The sequence below is a fragment of the Rhizobium sp. Leaf384 genome (genome assembly GCF_001424065.1).
Lineage (GTDB): Bacteria > Pseudomonadota > Alphaproteobacteria > Rhizobiales > Rhizobiaceae > Ferranicluibacter.
The window spans coordinates 141,828-161,593 of sequence record NZ_LMQE01000001.1 but is presented as its reverse complement, the minus strand read 5'-3'; the positions used below and the strand labels follow the sequence as shown (position 1 = coordinate 161,593).

At 63.5% G+C, this 19,766-nt stretch carries 16 protein-coding genes; 13 read left to right on the top strand and 3 right to left on the bottom strand.

Going from position 1 to position 19,766, the window contains the following annotated elements; all coding sequences use genetic code 11:
• Nucleotides 1–3 precede the first annotated feature (3 nt).
• A complete protein-coding gene (locus ASG25_RS00765; protein WP_062468141.1) occupies nt 4–462 on the top strand; it encodes a type II toxin-antitoxin system RatA family toxin in 459 nt (152 codons plus the stop codon).
• On the opposite strand, the gene ASG25_RS00760 is transcribed toward ASG25_RS00765, so the two are convergent.
• Both ASG25_RS00760 and ASG25_RS00755 read right to left on the bottom strand, forming a co-directional pair.
• Nucleotides 441–956 (bottom strand): CinA family protein, encoded by a 516-nt coding sequence (locus tag ASG25_RS00760; RefSeq protein ID WP_062468139.1) that lies wholly within the window; start codon nt 954–956, stop codon nt 441–443. The two genes, ASG25_RS00765 and ASG25_RS00760, sit on opposite strands and share 22 nt — an antisense overlap.
• Nucleotides 953–2,161, bottom strand: a complete 1,209-nt coding sequence (locus ASG25_RS00755) for a bifunctional 2-C-methyl-D-erythritol 4-phosphate cytidylyltransferase/2-C-methyl-D-erythritol 2,4-cyclodiphosphate synthase (RefSeq protein WP_082479794.1) — start codon at nt 2,159–2,161, stop codon at nt 953–955. Before ASG25_RS00755 ends, ASG25_RS00760 begins: the two co-directional genes overlap by 4 nt.
• Nucleotides 2,162–2,365: 204 nt before the next feature.
• On the opposite strand from ASG25_RS00755, the gene dusB reads away from it, so the two are divergent.
• The 12 genes from dusB to ASG25_RS00695 all read left to right on the top strand — a co-directional run bounded on the left by dusB (nt 2,366) and on the right by ASG25_RS00695 (nt 18,154).
• Nucleotides 2,366–3,391 (top strand): tRNA dihydrouridine synthase DusB, encoded by a 1,026-nt coding sequence (gene dusB / locus ASG25_RS00750; protein WP_156379905.1) that lies wholly within the window; start codon nt 2,366–2,368, stop codon nt 3,389–3,391.
• Complete coding sequence (locus ASG25_RS00745; RefSeq protein ID WP_062468132.1) at nt 3,388–4,533, top strand: nitrogen regulation protein NR(II); 1,146 nt, start codon at nt 3,388–3,390, stop codon at nt 4,531–4,533. Before dusB ends, ASG25_RS00745 begins: the two co-directional genes overlap by 4 nt.
• Nucleotides 4,530–5,984, top strand: a complete 1,455-nt coding sequence (gene ntrC, locus ASG25_RS00740) for a nitrogen regulation protein NR(I) (RefSeq protein ID WP_062468130.1) — start codon at nt 4,530–4,532, stop codon at nt 5,982–5,984. Before ASG25_RS00745 ends, ntrC begins: the two co-directional genes overlap by 4 nt.
• A 176-nt stretch (nt 5,985–6,160) precedes the next feature.
• Entirely contained in the window at nt 6,161–8,533 is a 2,373-nt protein-coding gene (locus tag ASG25_RS00735; RefSeq protein WP_082479793.1) for a PAS domain-containing sensor histidine kinase, read from the top strand.
• Nucleotides 8,523–9,887, top strand: a complete 1,365-nt coding sequence (locus tag ASG25_RS00730; RefSeq protein ID WP_062468127.1) for a sigma-54 dependent transcriptional regulator — start codon at nt 8,523–8,525, stop codon at nt 9,885–9,887. Before ASG25_RS00735 ends, ASG25_RS00730 begins: the two co-directional genes overlap by 11 nt.
• Before the next feature lie 188 nt (nt 9,888–10,075).
• Complete coding sequence (hfq, locus tag ASG25_RS00725; protein WP_018325164.1) at nt 10,076–10,318, top strand: RNA chaperone Hfq; 243 nt, start codon at nt 10,076–10,078, stop codon at nt 10,316–10,318.
• Between the two features lie 79 nt (nt 10,319–10,397).
• Nucleotides 10,398–11,720 (top strand): GTPase HflX, encoded by a 1,323-nt coding sequence (gene hflX / locus ASG25_RS00720; RefSeq protein ID WP_062468125.1) that lies wholly within the window; start codon nt 10,398–10,400, stop codon nt 11,718–11,720.
• Nucleotides 11,721–11,899: 179 nt separating this feature from the next.
• Nucleotides 11,900–13,525, top strand: a complete 1,626-nt coding sequence (locus ASG25_RS00715) for a phosphoethanolamine--lipid A transferase (RefSeq protein ID WP_082479791.1) — start codon at nt 11,900–11,902, stop codon at nt 13,523–13,525.
• A gap of 199 nt (nt 13,526–13,724) precedes the next feature.
• Nucleotides 13,725–14,117, top strand: coding sequence for a diacylglycerol kinase (locus ASG25_RS00710; RefSeq protein WP_062471803.1), 393 nt, complete (start codon nt 13,725–13,727; stop codon nt 14,115–14,117).
• A 197-nt stretch (nt 14,118–14,314) separates the two neighbouring features.
• Nucleotides 14,315–15,328 carry an iron ABC transporter substrate-binding protein gene (locus ASG25_RS00705; protein WP_062468123.1) on the top strand — a complete coding sequence of 338 codons (1,014 nt, stop codon included), beginning with the start codon at nt 14,315–14,317 and terminating at the stop codon, nt 15,326–15,328.
• A 196-nt stretch (nt 15,329–15,524) separates the two neighbouring features.
• Complete coding sequence (locus ASG25_RS00700) at nt 15,525–17,075, top strand: iron ABC transporter permease (RefSeq protein WP_062471800.1); 1,551 nt, start codon at nt 15,525–15,527, stop codon at nt 17,073–17,075.
• Nucleotides 17,072–18,154: an ABC transporter ATP-binding protein gene (locus ASG25_RS00695; RefSeq protein WP_062468121.1), complete on the top strand. Its 1,083-nt coding sequence runs from the start codon at nt 17,072–17,074 to the stop codon at nt 18,152–18,154. The genes ASG25_RS00700 and ASG25_RS00695 overlap by 4 nt, the downstream gene beginning before the upstream one ends.
• Before the next feature lie 19 nt (nt 18,155–18,173).
• Here ASG25_RS00695 and ASG25_RS00690 read toward each other — a convergent pair whose 3' ends face one another.
• The gene (locus ASG25_RS00690; RefSeq protein ID WP_062468119.1) at nt 18,174–19,709 is read right to left on the bottom strand and encodes a HAMP domain-containing sensor histidine kinase; all 1,536 of its coding nucleotides are present in this window, start codon (nt 19,707–19,709) and stop codon (nt 18,174–18,176) included.
• Nucleotides 19,710–19,766 lie beyond the last annotated feature (57 nt).

Here is a 19,766-nt window from a genome sequence, read left to right as displayed (position 1 = left end):
CTTATGCCGAAGTTCGAAACCAGACGCTTGGTGAAGCATTCTCCCGACCAGATGTTCGACCTTGTTGCCGACGTCGAGTCCTACCCGCAATTCCTGCCGCTCTGTGAGGCCCTGACGGTGCGAACCCGCAAGGAGCGCGACGGCAAGGAGCTGCTCCTTGCCGACATGACGGTGGGCTACAAGGCCATCCGCGAGACGTTCACGACGCAGGTGCTTTTGAACCGCGCCGAGCACCGGATCGAGGTCAAGTATATCGATGGACCCTTCCGCTATCTTGACAACCGCTGGACGTTCGAAGCGACGCCCGACGGCGGCTGCTCGGTCCATTTCTTCATCGATTACGAGTTCAAGAACCGCATTCTCGGGGCGCTGATGGGGTCGATGTTCGACCGCGCGTTTCGGCTTTTCGCGGAAGCCTTCGAAAAGCGGGCCGACACGGTCTATACCGGCGCGGACGCCTGATCGACGCACTGATCCAGCATGTCAAGCGCCGTCCTGACTGTGGCAAGCCGTACTTGGTCCCGGCCGATGTCGCCATATCGCATCGCGCGATGCAGGACGGCTCCCCCGCGCCATGCGGCGGCGATATGCACGAGGCCCACCGGCTTTTCCTCTGATCCGCCGCCGGGCCCTGCGATGCCCGTCACGGCGACGGCGATGTCTGCGTCGGAGCGCGCGAGGGCGCCTCGCACCATTTCGAGCGCGGTTTCGCGCGACACTGCCCCGAACGCCTCGAGGGTCGCTGTCGTGACGCCCAGCATGTCGGCCTTGGCCCTGTTCGAATAGGTGACGAAGCCGCGATCGACCGCCCGGGAAGAGCCGGGGATTTCGGTCAGGGCGCCGGCAATCAGCCCGCCGGTGCACGACTCGGCCGTGGCAATCGTCCAGCCTCGGCCGGCGCAGCGCTCAAGGAGCCGTTCGGCGGACTGCCGGATATCGTCGGGCCAGAGCGTCATCGAAAACCGTCGGGAAAGCTGACCGTCGCGGTGGCGATCGCCGCGATGCCTTCGCGCCGGCCGACAAAGCCGATCCTCTCGTTGGTTGTCGCCTTGACCGAGCAGCGGTCGAGCGAAATGCCCAGCATGTCGGACAGGGCCTGCCGCATGGCGTCCCGGTGCGGGCCGACCTTCGGCGCTTCCGCGATCAGGGAGATGTCCGCATTCATGACGACGCCGCCGTGCTGCCGCACGATGCCGGCGGCATGTTCCAGGAAGATCCGTGACCGGGCACCCTTCCATCTGTCGTCGGATGGCGGAAAGTGATCGCCGATATCGCCAGCGCCGCAGGTGGCCAGCAGCGCGTCCGTCAAGGCATGAAGCGCGACATCGGCGTCGGAGTGGCCGAGCAGCGACTGATCGTGCGGCAGGAAGATGCCGCACAGCGTGACGCCGTTGCCCGGGACCAGCTGGTGGACGTCGTAGCCGTTGCCGGTCCGCACATCGATCCGATGCCCGTTCAGTCGCTCGTCTGCCATGCGTAGATCCTGTTGCGTCGTGAGTTTCACATTGTCTGCCGATCCCGCGACCAGGACGACCGGCAGACCCGCCCACTCAGCGATGGAGGTGTCGTCGGTGAAGTCCGACCGCCCGGAGGTCGCGGCGGACTCGTGCGCCGCGAGGATGCTGGGGAGGTCGAAACACTGGGGTGTCTGCGCCGCAAACAGCCTGTCCCGCGAGACGGTCTCCCCCACGTCACCGGAGATATTGGTGCGCTTCAGCGTATCCGTGACAGGAATGGCGGGAAGCACCGCTCGGACACCGGACGATAAGGCAGCGAGACAGCGGTCGAGAAGGTCCGACGTTACGAACGGCCGAACCGCATCCTGGATCATCGCGTGCCGGATACCTTGGCGGGAGAGGGCCCTCAGGCCGGCCAACACGGATGCCTGTCGCGTCGGGCCGCCACGGACGATCGTCACGACCGGGCGGGACCGGCAGGCCGCGAGCGCCGTTTCGAGCAAGGCTTCATCATCCGCATGGATGACGACAACGATCGGACCGGCCTTGCCCCAGGCCGCAAACGCATCAAGTGTCCAGGAGATCACGGGGCGTCCACCGATCCGACGATACTGCTTCGGACCCTCGATCGACGCACCGGCCCGCTCACCGCGACCGGCTGCGACGATCACGACGCCGCATGAAAGTTCGCGTTCTCTTTGCATCTGCTGTAAGACGCCTCCCTGCCTGCCTTCAAACGAAGCACCCGGCCGCATGAAGCTTGCCCTGCGCAATCCGTCAGAGCGCGTTTAACCCGCATGACCGGGCTTTGCCAGACAAGCGGGCAGGTGATTGAGGAAAATTGCGCATGTCGCGCGAAAGCGCTTGGCAAGGGCGATATCTATGTCTAAAAATAGTGCAGAAAACTGATGTGCCTGAAAGATAATCAATTGCAGCATCCAGCTTTGTCATCGCCCTTCGCGATCGAGGGGATGTCGTTTCGAAACCGCGTGGTGCTCGCGCCCATGTCGGGCGTCACCGATCTGCCGTTTCGCCAGCTGGCATGGCGCTATGGCGCCGGCCTTGTGGTGACGGAGATGGTAGCAAGTCGCGAGCTGGCATGCAGTGCAGGCGAGAGCTGGGCCCGGCTCAAAAATGCGGGAATCACGCCGCATATGGTCCAGCTGGCCGGGCGGGAAGCACACTGGATGGCGGAGGCCGCAAAAATCGCAGCTGGTAACGGCGCCGACGTGATCGACATCAATATGGGATGCCCTGCCAAGAAGGTGACGGGCGGCTATTCCGGGTCAGCGCTGATGCGGGATCCGGATCACGCGCTGTCACTGATCGAGGCGACGGTTCGCGCGGTCGACATCCCCGTGACGTTGAAGATGCGGCTCGGCTGGGACGAAACGACGATGAACGCTCCTGACATTGCCCGCCGTGCCGAGGCGGCCGGTATCCGCATGGTCACGATCCATGGTCGGACCCGCATGCAGTTCTACAAGGGGCATGCGGACTGGGATGCGATCCGGGCCGTGCGCAACGCCATGTCACTGCCGCTCGTGGCCAACGGGGATGTGACGACGCCCGAGGATGCGGCCGAAATCCTCAGGCGCTCGGGCGCCGATGCGGTGATGGCCGGGCGTGCCTGTCAGGGGCGGCCCTGGCATGCCGGTGTTCTCGCCGGCGCCTGCGCTGAACCCGATGGCCAGGCGCGCCTCGATGTCATAGCAGAGCACTACGGCATGATGCTCGCCTTCTACGGCATCGAGACGGGGCTTCGTCATGCGCGAAAACATCTCGGTTGGTACATCGAGCGGTTCGCAGCCAATGCGCCCGGGCACCGCAAGGCGTTTGTACTGACGGCGACGGATCACAAGACGGCGTTGTCCGGTCTCCTCGAGCTTCTTCGGGACGGCGAGACGGCGGTTGAAAGGACGATGGCGGCATGAGCGGCACGATGAGCGACGACACCAAGGCCGCCCTGCCGATGGCGGTGCTGAACGCGATCCAGAATCCGGTGGTTCTCGTCAACGAGAGAGGGCTGGTGACCTTTGCCAACTGGGAGGCGGAAGCCTTCTTCGGCGCGAGCGCCACCCATCTCGCGCGTCATGATATCAGCACCTTCATCCCCTTCGGCAGTCCGCTCCTGACCCTGATCGAGCAGGTGCGCGAACGCCGGGCGGCGGTCAACGAATACCGCGTCGATCTTTCATCGCCGCGTCTGGGTGCCGACAAGCTGGTCGACCTCTATGTCGCGCCGGTCCTGTCCGAGCCGGGCAGCGTCGTCATCGTCTTTCAGGAACGCTCCATGGCCGACAAGATCGACCGGCAGCTGACCCATCGCGCCGCCGCGCGATCCGTGACCGGCCTTGCGTCGATGTTGGCCCACGAAATCAAAAATCCGCTCTCCGGCATTCGGGGAGCCGCGCAGCTGCTGGAAAGCTCCGTCAACGACGAGGACCGCGCGCTGACACGTCTCATCTGTGACGAGACCGATCGAATCGTGTCTCTGGTGGACCGCATGGAGGTCTTCTCGGACGAGCGGCCGGTCGATCGGCATCCCGTGAACATCCATTCCATTCTCGACCATGTCAAAGCGGTGGCAGGGGCGGGCTTTGCGCGCCGCATCCGCATCACCGAGAACTACGATCCGTCCCTGCCGCCGGTCTATGCCAATCGTGATCAGCTCGTGCAGGTGTTCCTCAATCTCGTGAAGAATGCGGCCGAGGCGATCGGCGACAAGCCGGATGGCGAGATCGTGCTGACGACGGCGTATCGGCCCGGCATCCGCCTTTCGGTTGCCGGTACGCAGGAGAAGATTTCGCTGCCGCTTGAATTCTGCGTTCACGACAACGGGCCGGGCGTGCCTGCTGACCTCGTGCCGCATCTGTTCGATCCCTTTATCACCACAAAGACCAACGGCTCCGGCCTTGGCCTCGCGTTGGTGGCAAAGATCATCGGCGGTCATGGCGGGATCGTCGAATGCGACAGTCAGACCAGCCGCACCATATTCCGCGTTCTCATGCCCGCGTCAAAAGGACCGACCGCGGAGGACCCCGATCCCATTGCTGTAAAAGGGAAGACCCGATGACTGGCGCCACGATTCTCGTCGCCGACGACGACGCAGCCATCCGTACCGTGCTCAACCAGGCCTTGAGCCGTGCCGGCTACGATGTCCGCATCACCTCGAACGCCGCGACCCTCTGGCGCTGGATCTCGGCGGGGGACGGCGATCTCGTGCTGACGGACGTCGTGATGCCGGACGAGAATGCCTTCGATCTGCTGCCGCGCATCAAAAAAGCCCGGCCGGAGCTGCCCGTTCTCGTCATGAGCGCGCAGAACACGTTCATGACGGCCATCAAGGCCTCGGAAAAAGGGGCTTACGACTATCTGCCCAAACCCTTCGACCTGACGGAACTGATCGCCATCATTGGCCGGGCCCTTGCGGAACCCAAGCGCAAGCCGGCCAAGATGGACGACGATACGCAGGACGGCATGCCGTTGGTCGGTCGCTCTGCCGCCATGCAGGAAATCTACCGGGTGCTCGCGCGGCTGATGCAAACGGACCTGACCCTGATGATCACGGGTGAGTCCGGCACCGGCAAGGAGCTGGTGGCGCGCGCGCTGCATGATTACGGCAAGCGCCGGAACGGCCCCTTCGTCGCCATCAACATGGCCGCCATTCCGCGGGATCTCATCGAGTCCGAACTCTTCGGCCACGAGAAGGGTGCTTTCACCGGCGCGCAGAACCGTTCGACCGGCCGCTTCGAACAGGCTGAAGGCGGTACGCTGTTCCTCGACGAAATCGGCGACATGCCGATGGATGCCCAGACGCGGCTGCTGCGCGTGCTGCAGCAGGGCGAATACACGACCGTGGGCGGACGCACGCCGATCCGCTCCGACGTCCGTATCGTCGCGGCGACCAACAAGGATCTGAAGCAGTCGATCAACCAGGGTCTCTTCCGCGAGGATCTCTATTATCGCCTGAACGTGGTGCCGCTGCGCCTGCCGCCGCTGCGCGACCGGGCAGAGGATATCCCCGATCTCGTGCGCCACTTCGTGCAGATGGCCGAGAAGGAGGGGCTCGACGTCAAGCGCTTCGAGCAGGAAGCCCTGGAGTTGATGAAATCACATCCCTGGCCGGGCAACGTGCGCGAACTCGAGAACGTCGTTCGCCGTCTCACGGCGCTGTATCCGCAGGAGGTCATCAGCCGGGAGATCATCGAGAGCGAACTCCGGTCCGACATCCCCGACAGCCCGATCGAGAAGGCAAGCGCACGGTCGGGCTCGATGTCCATCTCGCAGGCCGTCGAGGAGAACATGCGCCAGTATTTTGCGGGCTTCGGGGACGGCTTGCCGCCCTCCGGTCTGTATGACCGTGTCCTGGCGGAGATGGAGTATCCGCTCATCCTCGCGGCCCTGACGGCGACCCGCGGCAACCAGATCAAAGCTGCCGATCTTCTCGGCTTGAACCGGAATACGCTGCGCAAGAAAATCCGTGAACTCGGCGTCTCCGTCTATCGCAGCTCGCGGAACGCTTGACACGAAAAAGCGACCGTTGCATTTACGCCACATTGTGTTGCTTGGATGACACATGCGATCGACTCGGCCTGGAGCCGATGTCGTCTCATGGTCGCAGGCAAAGCGCTCGACGTCTCCCGACGCGCGCGCGGACGCGGAGCCGGCGCTGCCGGTAACCGTTGGTGGGTGGAATTTGCATGGCCGAAGGGCTGATACTGCCATTGGCGACGGACGAGACCGGGAACGGCACGGATCGTCGCGCCGCTTTCGCGCTGCCGGGCCTCGTGCTGGCCTCGGGCGCGCTGGCCTGCGCCATCATCTCGCTGCTGGTGCTGCTCGGACTGACGCCGATCAAGCCGGAAACCAACATCGTCATCGCGTCGGCCGCGGTCAACGCGCTGTTCGTCATCGGCCTGATCTATCTGATCGGTCGCGAGATCCTGCGTCTCCTTCGTGCCCGCAACAAGGGGCGTGCGGCCGCACGGTTGCATGTGCGCATCGTCGCGCTGTTCTCGATCGTCGCGATTACGCCGGCCATTCTCGTGGCCATCTTTGCTTCGATCACGCTCGACGTCGGGCTTGACCGTTGGTTTTCCCTGCGGACCCAAGCCATCGTCCGCTCCTCCATCGACGTCGCGCAGGCCTATGTGCTGGAGAATGCGAGCTACCTCCAGGGGCAGACCGCCTCGATGGCGACGGATCTCGAACGCAACCGCCAGCTCTACAGCCTCGATCGCACGGGATTCGTCGATCTCATGACACGGCAGGCCCGGGCACGCGGTATGCTGGGTGCGTTTCTCGTGCGCGCCGATGGCACGGCCATCCTTCAGGCAAACATTCCGACGGACCGGCCGCTCCCCGCTATTCCGGTCGACGCGCTGGCCAGCACGGTTTCTGGCCAGCCGACCCTCATTCCGCCGGGCATCACCAATCTCGTCGGCGCGATCATTCCGCTCGACAACATCGCCGGCGCCTATCTCTACACCGTTCGCACCGTCGATCCCAAGGTGATGAGCTCCATGCGGCTGATGGAGGAGAACGTTGCAGAATACCGCAATCTCGCTGCCGGTCGAACCTCGCTCCAGGTCGCCTTCGGCGTTCTCTACCTCGGTTTCGCGCTCATCGTGCTGCTGGCGGCGATCTGGGCGGCCATTGCCGTTGCGGATCGCATCGTGCGTCCGATTCGGTTGCTTATCGGGGCCGCCGACAGCGTCGCATCCGGCAATCTCAACGTCGTCGTTCCCGTCCACACGGTGGATGGCGACGTTGGCAGTCTGTCGCGCACGTTCAACAAGATGATCGTCGAGATCCGCACCCAGCAGCACCAGCTCCTCGAGGCCAAGGACGAGATGGATCACCGCCGCCGCTTCATCGAAGCCGTGCTGTCCGGCGTGACCGCAGCGGTCATCGGCGTCGAGGACGATCGGCGGATTACGATCGCCAACCCCTCGACGGAAGTGTTCCTGTCCCGCTCGACCTTCGATATCGTCGGCGAGCGTCTTTCCGACGTGGCGCCCGAGATCGACGAGGTGCTGACCGAGGCGATCTCGCGGCCGCGGAACGACTTCCGCAAGCAGATCAACATCATGCGCAACGGCAAGGAACGCACGCTGAACGTGCAGGTGACGCGCGAGGAGGCGATCGATACGGCCGAGTCCTACGTCATCACCCTCGACGATATCACCGACCTCGTCATTGCCCAGCGTTCGACCGCCTGGGCGGACGTCGCCCGTCGCATCGCGCACGAGATCAAGAATCCGCTGACGCCGATCCAGCTGTCGGCAGAGCGGCTGAAGCGCCGTTACGGCAAGCAGATCAATCCGGACGATCGATCTGTCTTCGACCAGTGCACCGACACGATCGTCCGTCAGGTCGAGGATATCGGCCGTATGGTCGATGAGTTCTCGTCCTTCGCCCGCATGCCGAAGCCGACGAAGGAGCGCTCGGACCTTCGTGCCATCCTCAAGGACGCGGTCTTCCTGCGGGAGATGGGCAGCAGTGACATTCAATTCATCCGCGACTTCGGCGACGAGGCGCTGGACGGCTCCTTCGACGGTCGCATGCTGGGTCAGGCCTTCGGAAACATCATCAAGAACGCGGTCGAGTCGATCGAATCGCTACCGGCCGATGCAGAACGCCACGAGCGGAAGATCATGATCCGGTCGCGGTTTGCGGAGAAGAGCGGCACCTATGTCGTCGATATCGTCGACAACGGCAAAGGTCTTCCGACGGAGAACCGGCATAGGATCCTGGAGCCCTACATGACGATGCGCGAGAAAGGGACAGGTCTCGGCCTCGCGATCGTGAAGAAGATCATCGAGGACCACGGGGGGCATCTCGAACTGCACGATGCGCCACCGGATTTCGACCAGGGCCACGGCGCGATGATCCGGGTCATTCTTCCGCCCGCGGTCAATGCCGAGGTCGAGCGGGAGCGGCAAGCCGCCGCCGGTTCTGCCGGCGCGCGTATCGAGGCCTCCCACGAGGTCCGTCCGAAACAATCTGGCGCCGCGGATGCGGGGCATAAAGACGACGATAGACAGAGTAGGGAAATGACCGATGGCGGCTGATATTCTGGTTGTGGACGACGAGCAGGACATTCGCGAGATCGTCTCGGGCATCCTCTCGGACGAAGGCTACGAAACGCGCATGGCGTTCGACAGCGACAGTGCGCTCGCGGCCATTTCCGACCGGGTGCCGCGTCTCGTCTTTCTCGATATCTGGATGCAGGGCAGCCGGCTCGACGGTCTTGCCCTGTTGGACGAGATCAAGAGCCGGCATCCCGACCTTCCGGTCGTGATGATCTCGGGTCACGGCAATATCGAGACGGCGGTGTCTGCGATCCGCCGTGGAGCCTATGATTTCATTGAAAAGCCGTTCAAGGCAGACCGCCTGATCCTGATCGCGGAGCGCGCGCTGGAAAATTCCAAGCTCAAGCGCGAGGTCACCGAACTCAAGAAACGATCCGGCGACCCCGTCGAACTGATCGGCACCTCCGTTGCCGTCTCGCAGTTGCGCCAGACCATCGAGAAGGTTGCCCCGACCAACAGCCGCATCATGATCCATGGGCCTTCGGGCTCGGGCAAGGAGCTGGTTGCGCGCATGATCCACAAGAAGTCTGCGCGCGCCGCAGGTCCCTTCGTGGCGCTGAATGCGGCGGCCATCACGCCCGACCGCATGGAGATCGCCCTGTTCGGCACGGAGGGAACGCCCGGCCAGCCACGCAAGACGGGCGCCCTTGAGGAAGCCCATGGCGGCATGCTCTATCTTGACGAAATCGGCGAGATGCCGCGCGAAACGCAGAACAAGATCCTGCGTGTGCTTGTGGATCAGCAGTTCGAGCGCGTCGGCGGCTCGAAGCGCGTCAAGGTCGATGTGCGCATCATCTCCTCGACGGCGTACAATCTCGAAAGCCTGATCGCCGAGGGTGCGTTCCGCGAGGATCTCTATCACCGGTTGGCCGTGATCCCGGTTCGCGTGCCTGCCTTGGCCGATCGGCGGGAGGATATCCCGTTCCTCGTTGACATGTTCATGCGGCAGATCAGCGAGCAGGCCGGGATCCGCTCGCGCAAGATCGGCGACGATGCGCTGGCGGTGCTTCAGGCGCACAGCTGGCCGGGCAACATCCGCCAGCTGCGCAACAACATCGAACGCCTGATGATCCTCGCGCGCTCGGACGGGCCCGATACGGTCATTTCGGCCGACATGCTGCCGACGGAGGTGGGCGACAGCCTGCCGAAGATTTCCGCGCAGGGCGACCAGCACATCATGACGCTCCCGCTGCGCGAAGCGCGCGAGATGTTCGAGAGGGACTATCTGATCGCACAGATCAACCGGTTCGGCGGAAACATCTCGCGCACCGCGGAGTTCGTCGGGATGGAGCGTTCCGCTCTGCACCGCAAACTCAAGTCTCTCGGGGTCTGAACCCCTGCGAAAGCTACGACGCACGGTATGGCGGAAACGACGCCCAGCCTTTTTCGACATTGCGAAAGAGACGTCGATGCGATACCAGATTCCGCAGCGTCTGAGGGGCAGGCGCGCGGGGCAACTCTCGAATTGCAGACCTATCAACCGGTTGTTTTCGAACCGGCAATAAAGAAAGAAGCGGCGCTATGGCGGAACGTTCTCAGAACCTGCAGGATCTATTTCTCAATACGGTCCGTAAGCAGAAGATCTCTCTCACCATCTTCCTCATCAACGGCGTCAAACTGACAGGCGTCGTTACCTCGTTTGATAACTTCTGCGTGCTGCTGCGGCGCGACGGGCATTCCCAGCTCGTCTACAAGCATGCCATCTCGACCATCATGCCGGGCCAGCCCATGCAGATGTTCGAGAGCGAAGAATCCGCATCCTGAACACCGGACTGAAGCCATCACAAAACACAACGATACGCCAGACAGCATCATCCCCGAGACCGAAAAGCACCGCGACGACATGCGGGCGCTGGTCATCGTCCCGGTCGTCAAGAAAACAGGCCGCCAGCAGGCCGAGCAGCCGCATTCGGTTCGCACGGATGACGCGCGACTTGAGGAAACGATCGGTCTCGCCCGGGCCATCGATCTCTCCGTCGTCCAGGGGCTCGTCGTTCCGATCGCCCAGCCGAAGCCGGGAACGCTGCTGGGCAGCGGCAAGATCGAGGAAATCAAGCATCTCCTCGACACGCAGGATGCCGGTCTCGTCATCATGGACCATCCGCTGACGCCGGTCCAACAGCGCAACCTCGAAAAGGAATGGAACGCGAAGGTCATCGACCGCACGGGCCTCATTCTCGAGATCTTCGGCCGTCGCGCCTCCACCAAGGAAGGCACCCTTCAGGTCGACCTGGCCCATCTGAACTATCAGAAAGGCCGCCTGGTCCGCAGCTGGACCCACCTTGAGCGCCAGCGCGGGGGTGCGGGCTTCATGGGTGGTCCCGGCGAAACACAAATCGAAGCCGACCGACGGCAGCTGCAGGACAAGATCATCAAGCTGGAGAAGGAACTGGAGCAGGTGCGCCGTACGCGCCAGCTTCACCGTTCCAAGCGCCGCAAGGTGCCGCATCCGATCGTGGCACTGGTCGGCTACACCAATGCGGGAAAATCGACCCTGTTCAACAGGATCACCGGGGCGGGCGTGCTGGCTGAGGACATGCTCTTTGCGACGCTGGACCCGACCCTGCGCCGGATGAAGCTTCCCCAGGGGCGGACCGTCATCCTGTCGGATACGGTCGGCTTCATCTCCGACCTGCCCACGCACCTCGTGGCCGCGTTCCGGGCGACCCTCGAAGAGGTGCTGGAAGCCGACCTCATCCTGCATGTCCGCGATGTCTCGGACCCGGATCACGTGGCCCAGTCGGACGACGTTGAGCGCATTCTCGAGGATCTCGGGATCGACGAGAAGGCGCGGACCGAACGCCTGCTGGAGGTCTGGAACAAGATCGACCGGCTGGAAGAGGAGCCGCATGCCGCTCTGCTCGAAAAGGCAGCGCATACGCCCAACACCATCACCGTCTCGGCGGTCACGGGTGAGGGGGTCGATGCCCTCATGCAGGAGATCAACCGTCGTCTCTCCGGCGTGATGATGGAAACGACCGTTACGCTTCCCGTCGATCGGCTGCAACTGCTGCCCTGGCTTTACGAACATGCGATCGTCGACCATCGCGAAGACCTGGAAGACGGCACGATACGTCTGGATCTCCGACTGACAGAGACGGAAGCCGGCGAACTCGACCGTCGGCTCGGTCACGGTCAGAAGCCGGCGGTCGAGGACTGGGAGTAGCGCACACCGCGCTGAAGCCGAAGCTGGCTGGACAAGAGGCGCAGCAGATCCGTTGCGCCTCTCTGCTGGACCCTCATGATGAGGTGGCCTGCCCTGACAGTGTCCGGACAGGATGTCGGCTTTACGACACCCCAGCATAGCCTGACGGGTTCCCGCCGGCATCCTGACGGGAGTGTCCCTTGAAGATCTCAAAACATCTGCGGCCCGAAATCGGCAGCATCCCGCTGACCCTGATCGTGTCGGCCTATCTTCTCCTTGCCACAAACATCACGTTCTGGGGTCGCGCCGCCGCGGCGTTTTCGTCCAACAAGACGAGTCTCCTTGCCTTCTCTGTTGCGATCTCGCTGCTGACCGTCTGTGCCCTCGTCACGCTTTCGGTGCGCTACATCATCAAGCCGGTCCTGATCCTTTGCGTCCTCGCCGCCGGCGTCGCGTCCTATTTCACCGACGTCTACGGAATCGTCGTGGACAAGGCGATGGTGGAAAGCGCCTTCGTGACGACGGGCGCTGAAGCCGGTCATCTGCTGACGCCGAACTTCTTTTTCCACATTCTGGTGTTCGCCGTTCTGCCGGCCGTCATGATCGCGCTCGTGCGGGTCCGGCACCGTCCCTTCTTTCAGAAGGCCGTGCGCAACCTCGCTCTCGTTGTTCCGGCACTGGCCGTGGCGCTGACGCTGGTCAGCTACAATTACGCGGCCATCGCCTATGTCGCGCGCGAGCGGAAGGAAGTGCTAAATGTCTTCAATCCGGCTGCCCCGTTGTCCGCTGTCGTCCGCTATGCCCGCTCCGCCTATCAGGACGTTGATCTGGTGGTCGCACCTTTTGGTCTGGATGCCAGGGCAGGGGACCGGCTCGCAGCCGAGAAGAAGCCGGTGGTCGTCGTGGTGGTTGCGGGCGAGACCGCACGCGCTGCCAGCTTCTCGCTCAATGGCTATGCCCGCGAAACGAACCCGGAGCTCAAGGCGCTGGGCGTGACGAACTTCACGAACACGACCAGCTGCGGCACGGCCACGGCCGTCTCATTGCCCTGCATGTTCTCCGGTTACAAGCGGACCGAGTATAGCGAGACGAAGGCTCATACGCGCCAGAACCTGATCGACGTCCTGACGCATGCCGGCATCAGCGTTTCCTGGTGGGACAACAACACCGGCAGCAAGGGCATCGCCAGGCTCACGGATTACGCGACCAAGACCGATCGGCAGAACAGCCCGCTCTGCAACAATGGCGAGTGCCTGGACGGGATCTTCCTCGATGGCCTCGACAGCAAGCTGGCGGACGTCAAGCACGACACGGTCATCGTCCTTCATCAGTTGGGGAGCCATGGACCCGGCTATTTTGCGCGCTACCCGGAAGAATTCCGTCGCTTCAAGCCGGATTGCCGCACGGACGAGCTGATGAACTGCTCCCCGGAAGAGATCGTCAATGCCTATGACAACTCGATCCTCTACACCGATCACTTCCTTGCAAGCGTCGCCAAGCTGCTGGCGAAGCACGAAGACACGCTGGCCGGAGCGATGATCTATATGTCGGACCACGGCGAATCGCTTGGAGAGAACGGGATCTATCTCCACGGCGCGCCCTATGCGATTGCTCCAACGGAGCAGACCCATGTGCCCTTCATCTCCTGGTTCTCGCCGTCCTACGCGCAAGCCATGGGGCTTGATACCAAGTGCCTTCTCGCCTATTCGGATGCGGCCATGTCGCACGATAACCTGTTTCACACGGTTCTGGGCATGATGAACATCCAGACGGATGTCTATAACCGCGAGCTGGATGCTTTCGCGCCCTGCGTGGCAAGAAGCTGATATGAACAGGAATGCGCTGCGCATGCAGGAGCGAGAGCCACCCTACGAGGTGCCGGGCCACGAGGGATTGACCCGCGAGGGTCTCGGTCACGAGGCCGGAAAACAGAGGGTGCCCGGACAGACGGCGCGTGGCCAGACCGCGCCTGGCCCGGAAGCTGCGGGCGCATCGGCACTCGGCGCAACGACACCGGGTCAGACGCTGCCGCGAAAGCTGACCGGCCTGCAGCACTTCTTTGCCGCCGCCACCTATTCGCTCGGCGGAGCCCGGCGTCTCCTCGGGGAAGCGGCCTTTCGGCAGGAACTGATCGGCTTTGGCGTCGCCATGCTGGGATTTGCGATCAGCGGCGCGACCCTGTTTCAGTATGTCGCGATGATGCTCCTGTTCTTGCTGATGATCGCGTTCGAGGCACTGAACACGGCCATCGAGGAAATCGTCGATCGCGTGTCGCCGGAGATTTCCGAAATGGGCCGCAATGCCAAGGATTTGGGCTCGCTCGCCTGCCTTTGTCTCATCCTCGCAAATGCCGGCTATGCCTTTTATGTCGTGTTTCTGTCCGGCGTCGTGAGCGACATGCCGCTGACCGGTCTCTGACCGCTTTCAATAACACGAAGGTGATCCGCACGGAGGGAGCGTGGCGCGCAAACGGCGGCCCCGATCCCCTGAAAAACCGTGACTTTTGTTGAAAAGACGCGGCCGAAAAGATCGCAGCTCTAAAGTTGACCTTTAGGTTCATCTTATCTATACCGCCTCTGCCGGGCACGTCGTCCGGACACTCTCAGGAGGCCGTCATGAAAATTTCCGTCCGTGCCGCAGGCTTTGTCGCCGCAGCAGCTCTTCTGGCCGCGATGAACCCCGCGCTCGCCCAGTCCGAATCCGCCGGCATCGTCATCTACAATGCCCAGCACGAAAGCCTCGGCGTCGCCTGGGCCGAGGCCTTCACGAAGGAGACCGGCATCAAGGTGACGCTGCGCAAGGGCAGCGACATGGAGTTCGCCAACCAGATCGTGCAGGAGGGCGCAGCCTCTCCCGCCGATGTTTTCCTCACCGAGAATTCGCCGGCCATGTCGCTGGTTGATCAGGCCGGCCTGTTCGAGCCCGTCGCCAAGGAAACCCTGGCGCAGGTGCCGGAAACGTTTCAACCGTCGAACGGCCACTGGGTTGGCGTTGCTGCCCGCTCGACCGTTTTCGCCTATGACAAGACGAAGCTGACCGAGGACAAGCTGCCGAAGTCGCTGCTCGATCTTGCCGATCCCGCGTGGAAGGGCCGCTGGGCTGCTTCGCCTGCCGGTGCAGACTTCCAGGCGATCGTCAGCGCGCTTCTCGCGCTCAAGGGCGAACCCGCCACCAAGGAATGGCTCGCCGCGATGAAGACCAATTTCACGGCCTATAAGGGCAATTCGACCGCGATGAAGGCGGTCAATGCCGGCGAGGTCGAAGGCGCGGTGATCTACCACTATTACTATTACGGCGATCAGGCGAAGACGGGCGAGAACAGCAAGAACGTCGCTCTGCACTTCTTCAAGAACCAGGATCCCGGCGCTTTCGTCAGCATCTCCGGCGGCGGCATCTTGGCCTCCAGCCAACACAAGTCGGAGGCTCAGCTCTTCCTGAAGTGGCTCACCGGCAAGGGCGGCCAGGCCGTGCTGCGAGACGGCACCTCCTTCGAATATGCCGTTGCCAAGGATGCGTCGTCCAATGCGGCGCTGCCGGCGCTCTCGACGCTGGACTACCCGAAGGTCGATCCGCAGCAGCTGAACAGCAAGTCGGTGACCGACCTGATGACGGAAGCCGGCATCCTCTAAGCGTCGAAGCGACGCATCATGACACCTGCGTGACGATTCTGGATTGATTTCGTCCACAATCGCCGCAATAGGGTATCGCGATCCGTGCGCGCTTCTTTGCCGAAGCGCGCACCCTCTGTTCCGAGTAAAGGCGCCACCCGTGCCGCATGCCGATGCCAAGTCTTTTGCCGTCGCCCCGAACGCAACGCCGGGCCATTTGAGCGGTTCGCAGCGCGAGCGCGCGCGTGTCGCCTATCCGCTCGTGACCCTGCCAGCTCTGCTGGTGGCCCTGGTCAGCCTCATTCCGCTGGGATTCGTTGCCGTGGTGACGGTGCAGACGGGCTGGGATCAGGTGGTCGCTTTGGTCTTTCGCGGGCGGGTCGGCGACCTGCTCATCAACACGGCGCTTCTCGAAGCGGCCACGGTGCCGCTGACGATCGTTCTCGCGGTCGCCCTTGCCTGGCTGACGGAACGCACCAACCTGCCGTTCTCGCGGCTCTGGGCCTGGCTCGCCGTGGCGCCGCTTGCCGTTCCCGCGTTCGTGCATTCCTATGCGTGGATCAGCCTCGTTCCCGGTCTCAAAGGGCTCGGCGGCGGTGTGCTCGTGTCCGTGCTTGCCTATTTCCCGTTTCTCTATCTTCCGGTTGCGGCCCAGTTGCGCCGGCTTGACCCGGCCATCGAGGACGCTGCTGCGTCGCTCGGCCTCAGCCCCTGGCGCGTCTTCGTCCGCGCGGTCCTTCCGCAACTGCGGGTGGCGATCTGCGGCGGCAGCCTGCTCGTCGGCCTGCATCTCCTTGCCGAATACGGCCTTTTCGTCATGATCCGCTTCGACACGTTCTCGACCGCCATCGTCGATCAGTTCCAGTCCGCCTTCAATGGGCCGGCCGCCAACATGCTGTCGGGCGTCCTTGTGCTCTGCTGTCTTGCCCTTCTCGGTACGGAAGCGCTGGCGCGCGGCGGCGAACGCTATGCGCGTGTCGGCTCCGGCGCACCACGCATGGTGACGCGCCACGCGCTCGGGCCGTGGATCTGGCCGGCGCTGGCGCTGAACCTCGTGACGGCCGCGCTGGCCATCGGCGTCCCCTTCACGACGCTGACACGCTGGCTGGCGATTGGCGGGTTCGACATCTGGCCCCTGCAGGCGGTTGGGAATGCCGTGCTTCAGACCGTTCTTCTGGCCGTCATGGGCGGCATGTTGACGACAGTCGCGGCCGCCCCTATGGCGTGGCTCTCGGTTCGCGCGCCCGGCCGTTTGCAGCGCATCCTCGAGGCCTGCCATTATTATGTCGGGTCCCTGCCGGGCGTGGTCGTTGCGCTGGCGCTTGTCACCATCACCGTCCGGCTCGTTCTGCCGCTCTATCAGACCTTCGCCACGCTTCTGCTGGCCTACGGGCTGTTGTTCCTGCCCCGCGCCCTCGTGGCACTGCGGGCGAGCATCGCGCAGGCTCCGGTCGAACTGGAGCGCGCGGCCATGGCGCTCGGCCGGGCTCCCCTCCAGGCGGTCCGCGTGACGACGATGCGGCTCGCCGCACCGGGTGCGGCTGCCAGCACGGCGCTCGTGGCGCTGGGGATTACCAACGAGCTAACGGCCACGCTCATGCTGTCGCCGACCGGTGTCGAAACCCTTGCGACCAAGTTCTGGTCGCTGACGAGCGAGATCGACTATGTCGCGGCCGCGCCCTATGCCCTGATGATGATCGTCCTGTCGTTGCCGCTGACACTGGTCCTTCACCGACAGTCGAGCCGTGCAAGCGGGAGCGCCGCATGAGTCTTCTGTCGATCACGTCCGTCAGCAAGACCTATGGCAGCAGCGCCCGCGCGCTGATCGATGTCTCCCTCACCGTTCCGGCCGGTGCGCGGACGGCCATCGTCGGTCCGTCCGGCTCTGGCAAGACCACGCTGCTGAAGCTGATCGCCGGCTTCGAGCGTCCCGACGCCGGCCGCATCACCCTCGATGGCACCGATCTCGCCGGCGAGGGCATTCACGTGCCGGCCCACAAGCGGGGCATCGGCATCGTCTCGCAGGATGGCGCCCTGTTTCCCCACCTGACCGTGGGCGAGAATATCGGTTTTGGTCTGCCGAGACGGCAGGAGGGTCGCGACCAGCGCATCGCGGCGCTGATGAACATGGTGGAGCTTGATGCGGACATGGGCTCGCGGCGTCCGCACCAGCTCTCCGGAGGTCAACAGCAACGCGTGGCCTTGGCCCGCGCTCTGGCGCTCGAACCGCGGCTGATGCTGCTCGACGAGCCCTTTTCGGCGCTCGACACCGGCCTGCGCGATACCATGCGCCGCACGGTCGCACGCATTCTCGCCGCTTCGGGAACGACATCCATCCTCGTCACACACGATCAGGGCGAAGCGCTGTCTTTTGCCGATCACGTGGCGGTCTTCCGGGAAGGTCGGCTGGTGCAGGCCGGCAGCCCGCAGTCCCTGTACCGACGGCCGGCGGATCGGCAGACGGCGCTCTTTCTCGGAGACGCCGTGCTGCTCGACGCCGTCGTGACGTCGGGGCAGGCGGAAACGGTGCTCGGCACCATCCCCGTAAGCACGACCGACGACGCGTCCGACCGCGGTGGCTCGACCGCGCACAAACTGGTGATGCTGCGGCCGGAGCAGTTGCGTATCCGCTGGCTCGGTCTCGGGGAAGCGGATCTCGTCAAGGGCGCGCGTGCGCGGGTGCTGGAAAGCGAATTCGGCGGCGGCCTCTGCCGGCTGACGGTGGAGGTGGGCGAGGGCCCGTCGCGTGCCGTTCTCGACCTCCGGGTGTCGGGTTTTGACGTTGCGGCGCCGGGAGAGACGGTTGCGATCGAAGTCGTGGGGCAGGGACACGTTCTGCCCGGCTGACGCCATCAGGACTTATCCGTCAGGCAAAGCTCTTTCGGCGGCGGGCGACGGCGGCGGTTTCCTGCACGGCGGGCACCGTTTCCAAGACACGGCGCGCCGGAAGGATGGCGATGACCTCCGTGCCCTCGCGCAGCTTGGAGCGGAGGATGAATTCCCCATCATGCTTGGCCAGGATCGCCTGAACGATCGGCAGACCGAGGCCCGTGCCCTGCTCAGCACTCTTGATGGCGATCGATCCCTGTCCGAACGCCGAGAGCACGACGGGGATCTCGTCTTCGGGAATGCCAGGACCGTTGTCCTTGATGGACAGATACTGCCCGCCACCCGCCGTCCAGCCAACCTTGACCGAGATCTGCCCGCCCTGCGGGGTGAACTTCACGGCATTCGACAGAAGATTGAGTGTGACCTGGCGCATGGCCTTCTCGTCGACCCATACCGCGGGCATGCCCTGCTCGAACTGTTCGGTGATGGTGATGCTCTTGGTGCGGGCGCGCAGCTGGACCATCCCGATGCAGTCTTCCGTGATTTCCGCGAGCTGGATCGCTTCTTCATTGAGATCGTAACGGCCCGCCTCGATGCGGGAGAGGTCGAGGATCTCGTTGATCAGGTCGAGCAGATGCTTGCCGGACCTGTGGATGTCACCGGTATATTCCTTGTAGGTCGGATTGTTCAGCGGACCCATCACTTCGGTGAACATGACCTCGGAAAAACCGAGAATGGCATTCAGCGGGGTGCGAAGTTCGTGGGACATCGAGGCGAGGAAACGCGACTTGGCAAGGTTTGCTTCTTCCGCCCGGCGGCGCGCCTCGTCCGACATGGATTTGGCCACTTCGAGCTCGGCGATCAGATCGTCCTTTTCCGCCTGAACGGAGAGGATCTGGATATTGGCGCGGCGCATGCGCGCGGTCATGTAGACGAGGAAGGCGAGGGATGTCCCGAGCACCACGGCGAGCGCGACCAGATTTCCGCTGCCCACCAGGATCGCCTTTCCGGCGAGGAGGACGACGCACGGAACGAACGTGACGATCAGGGCATAGCGCATCAGGACCGTCGCGATCGCGGTGGCGGCAAGCGCGACGAGAAGGGCGACGCCCTTGTACAGCTCCAGATCCCGGGCGACGCAGCTCTCGCAGTCCTGCACCAGAAAAACCATCCAGACGATACCCATCAGCATCTGGACAAGGAGAAACCGCCGGCGCCAGTCGATGATGTTCTCGGGCGTCAGGTCCCTGCGCAACGCACGCTTCGCGGCCATGAGGCCGAGGGCATGAACGAGGAGCGCAACGGTCAACCAGGCGATGATCTGCAGGTTCTCCGTCAAATAGAGCCCGCTTGCGGCGATCATCATCAGGAGGATCGGCATGGCAGCAGCGCCCTGCAGCACCGATGCGACATAGAGGGCCAGCATTTCCTTGTCGAAGCCCGCAGCATTCGACGGACCGGACTGGAGGCGTTCGCGATTGGTGCGCACGGCTTTCGACACAGCCTTGTTGCGATGGCTGCGAGATTTGTCGACAATGATCTTGTCGGTCGATGTGCTGACGCCCTGATTCATTTTGTCCGGAAAGCCTGACGGATACCCCGGCAGATTCTAGGTAGGAATTGTTAAGAA